This is a genomic window from Accumulibacter sp., assembly GCF_031732815.1.
GTDB lineage: Bacteria > Pseudomonadota > Gammaproteobacteria > Burkholderiales > Rhodocyclaceae > Accumulibacter.
Map to the genome: position 1 here is coordinate 1 of NZ_JAVMKF010000243.1, position 3089 is coordinate 3089.

General features: G+C 65.9%; 6 protein-coding genes. 1 reads left to right on the forward strand and 5 read right to left on the reverse strand.

Annotated features, from left to right (window positions below):
• The coding region (locus RKP46_RS14785) for an SdiA-regulated domain-containing protein (RefSeq protein ID WP_311107350.1) at window positions 1-134 on the forward strand (134 nt) is incomplete at its 5' end.
• A gap of 6 nt (window positions 135-140) precedes the next feature.
• Here the strand turns inward: RKP46_RS14785 and rpsD are convergent.
• The 5 genes from rpsD to RKP46_RS14810 all read right to left on the reverse strand — a co-directional run.
• Complete coding sequence (gene rpsD, locus RKP46_RS14790) at window positions 141-749, reverse strand: 30S ribosomal protein S4 (RefSeq protein ID WP_311107345.1); 609 nt, start codon at window positions 747-749, stop codon at window positions 141-143.
• Window positions 750-799: 50 nt separating this feature from the next.
• A complete protein-coding gene (locus RKP46_RS14795; RefSeq protein ID WP_311107346.1) occupies window positions 800-1711 on the reverse strand; it encodes a ChaN family lipoprotein in 912 nt (303 codons plus the stop codon).
• Window positions 1708-2031: a DUF2149 domain-containing protein gene (locus RKP46_RS14800; RefSeq protein WP_311107347.1), complete on the reverse strand. Its 324-nt coding sequence runs from the start codon at window positions 2029-2031 to the stop codon at window positions 1708-1710. Before RKP46_RS14800 ends, RKP46_RS14795 begins: the two co-directional genes overlap by 4 nt.
• Entirely contained in the window at window positions 2028-2525 is a 498-nt protein-coding gene (locus RKP46_RS14805) for a MotA/TolQ/ExbB proton channel family protein (RefSeq protein WP_311107348.1), read from the reverse strand. Before RKP46_RS14805 ends, RKP46_RS14800 begins: the two co-directional genes overlap by 4 nt.
• A gap of 22 nt (window positions 2526-2547) precedes the next feature.
• Window positions 2548-3089, reverse strand: a 542-nt coding sequence (locus RKP46_RS14810) for a DUF4019 domain-containing protein (protein WP_311107349.1), incomplete at its 5' end; no start/stop codon positions are given.

Below are 3089 nucleotides of genomic sequence, written 5' to 3' on the forward strand. Positions count from 1 at the left end.
CGCTGCGCCGCGGGCGGCACGGACTCAAGGCCGATGTGCCGCAGGCGGAGGGTGTCGCCCTGGACGACCGCGGCACGCTCTATCTGGTCAGTGAGCCAAACCTGTTCTACGTGTTCAGCAGGAAACCACGCTGAGATCCCTTACAGACGGATCGCGTAGTACTCGACGACGTGCTGCACTTCGATCGGGAACGGTACTTCGTTCGCATCCGGCGTACGGGTGACCGTTGCCGCGTGCTGCGCGTCGTCGAAGCCTATCCACTCGGGTCGCGTGAGCGGCAGGTCGGCGAGCGTATCGACGACCATCGGGATCACCTTCGCCTTGTCGGAAAGCGAGATCACATCGCCGGTCTTTACGCGGATCGACGGAATCGTCACCGGGCGTCCGTTCAGGCGTACGTGACGATGGCTGACCAGCTGGCGGGCGGCGATGGTAGTAGGGGCGAAGCCGGCACGGAAAACGACGTTGTCCAGCCGGCGCTCAAGTAGTTCGAGCAGCTTGGCGCCGGTCTGAGCCTTGCTGTTCTTTGCCTCACGGAAAAGGCGCTGCATCTGGCGCTCGGAAACGCCGTAGTTGTAGCGCAGTTTCTGCTTCTCCTGAAGCTGTACGCCAAAGCCGGACTTGCGCTTCGGCTTCATGCCGTGCTGGCCGGGGCCATAGTCGCGGTTCGGGGCCTTGCGGGTGAGTCCGGGAAGTTCCACGCCGAGGGCGCGGACGATCTTGAGGCGGGGGCCGGTGTAGCGGGCCATGGAAGTCTCCTGTCGTTTCGGGGGTGTTGAAAGAGATAGCTGATACGGGGTCACTGTCCGGCTGGACGTGCGCCACGCAGTTCGGCGCAGGGGTCGGCGCGTGTCGGTGAATCCGTCAGCCAGACGTAGTCGTAGAGCTTGTCGCGCGTGGCAGCCTCGAGTTCGGCTTCATCCTCGACGAAGCCTACGGTCAGCACCGGCGCTGCGGCCGGCGACGCGATGAGGAGGCGGGGCACGCCATAGTCGCGGCGCACATGGCCATTGCCGGCGACGAGGAGGGCCGGTCCGCTGCCTCCCGAGGTGCGCAGCGCGGCAGCCATCGCAGCATCGCGGGCCTGCTGTGCAAGGCGAAGTCCGGGCAGCCGGGTGGCCGGCAACTCGTTGCAGTGGCCGCGGATGAGGTCCGCGTCGAGCCGGGCGCTGGCCCCTTCCTCGAGCGGGTGGGCAGCGATTTCGCGGGCGATATCGTCCGGTGCAGCGGTGACGCCGTTGCGGGCGATATCGCGTACGGCGTCACGTGGCAGGTTGCCGCCGAGCAGGCGCGATCCGGATGCGGCGATCGCGCTGAAGAGCGGATACGGCAATGGCCACCGCCAGTTCCTGCCATCGAATCCGGCTGCCGAAAGGGCGCTCAGCAGCGCATCGGGGTCGCGGCTGTCCAGTGCGAGCGTTGCGAAATCGACGACCCCGCCGCGCGGCAGATGCTCGGCCACAACGACGCTGCGGCCGAGACTGCGCAGGATTTCGCCGCGCCGCTCGTGGTGTCGGGGATTGTCGTGGCGTTCGCCGAGCAGGGTATAACGGCTGCTGCGGATCGCTGCGACAAGCGCATCCTGACTGAGCTCCGCACCGCTGCGGAGGTCGACGATGCGTTCCCTGGCCATCGAGGCCGAGGGGAGCAGCAGACTCGCGCAGACGAGCAGTGTGGCCGCGAACGACGCCGCGGGCGTCGCGAGACTCACTCCTTGCCTTCCGGCACGTAGACCATCGAGCCGTCCTTCATGCGGTAGGCGACGCCGGCCTTCTCGCCGTCGCCGCTGCCGATGCTGCCGCTCGCCTTGTATTTCTCGATCTTCTCGCCCTTCTTGATCATCATTTCCATCGTCGGCTTGCCGGGGTCGGTGATTACCGTCACGTCCTGCTTGTTGAACGGATTGATCAGCGGGTTCTGCGCCACGGTGATGAGCAGCGCGGCGATGATGACGAGGAAGATGTCGATGAGATTGACCACCGACAGGATCGGATCTTCGGTTTCCGGTTCGTGCAGCAATTTGAGGCTCATGCTTGTGCTCCCGCGCGGAGGGAATCACGCAAACTCTCGATTTCGAGGATTTCCTCGGCCAGCCAGCGGCGACGCACGTTGACCACCCAGTAGGTGATCGAGGCCGCGATCAGCGCGAGGATCACCGCCGAGAAGGCGATCGTGAGGTTGTGCGAGACGTCGGCGAGATTGCCGTCGGAGAGCGACTTCAGTGCAGGCCCCATGGGGATCATCGTCGCGACGAGGCCCAGCATAGGCGTCACGCGGCTGGCGATGCGCGGCACTTCGAGCGCCTTGTGCGCGATCACGTCGAGCTCGTCGGGCGAGAGGGTCGGCTTCGTCGAGAAGTGTGCGACGAGTGCGCGCCCGGCACCGCTCCTGCGCCGCAGCGCGAGTACGGCGAATTCACCGAGTACCCAGAAGGCGTAGAGGAAAAGGATCGCGATCAGCGCCAGCGTGGGCAGCAGGAAGATCTGCGAGATCTGGTACATCGTGGTTTCGACGAGATGAGACATGGGGACTCCTGTTGATGAGGTGTTACTTGATGAAATAGCCGGCCAGGCGCCACTGGCCGTCGCTTTCGCGGACGGTGACGATGGTTTCGATGGCACCCGCCCCCTCTGCGAAGCGGCTGTCGTAGGTGAAGGTGGCGTACTCCCCGTCGGGCATGCCGGGCAGCGTGGTCGAATAGACGAGATTCTTCAGCCTGCGGCCGCCAGAAGCTCCCAGTGGCTTGCGGGCGGCCGCGGCGTCGCGAGCCCAATCCTCGCGTGCCGTAGCCTTGCGGAAGTGTTCGCCGGCACCTGCCCAGGATTCGGCGTAGCGGGCGTTGTCCAGCATGCGCAGTTGTTCGAGAGCCGCAGCGTCGCTGCCGCGCAGCCGCTCCGGCACGCCACTCTGCACGCGAGCGGACTCGGCGATACGGACCAGTTGCGCGTACTGCGCCGGCGTCAGCCCGGCGCGCAGGCGGTGAGTGCTGTCGATCTGGATTTCCGCCGCCTGACGCTTGAGCGACTGCAGGCGGTCCAGCCGGTCGGCAAGGGCTGCCGGTGCCTCGCCATTGAGCGCAGCGGCCGCGA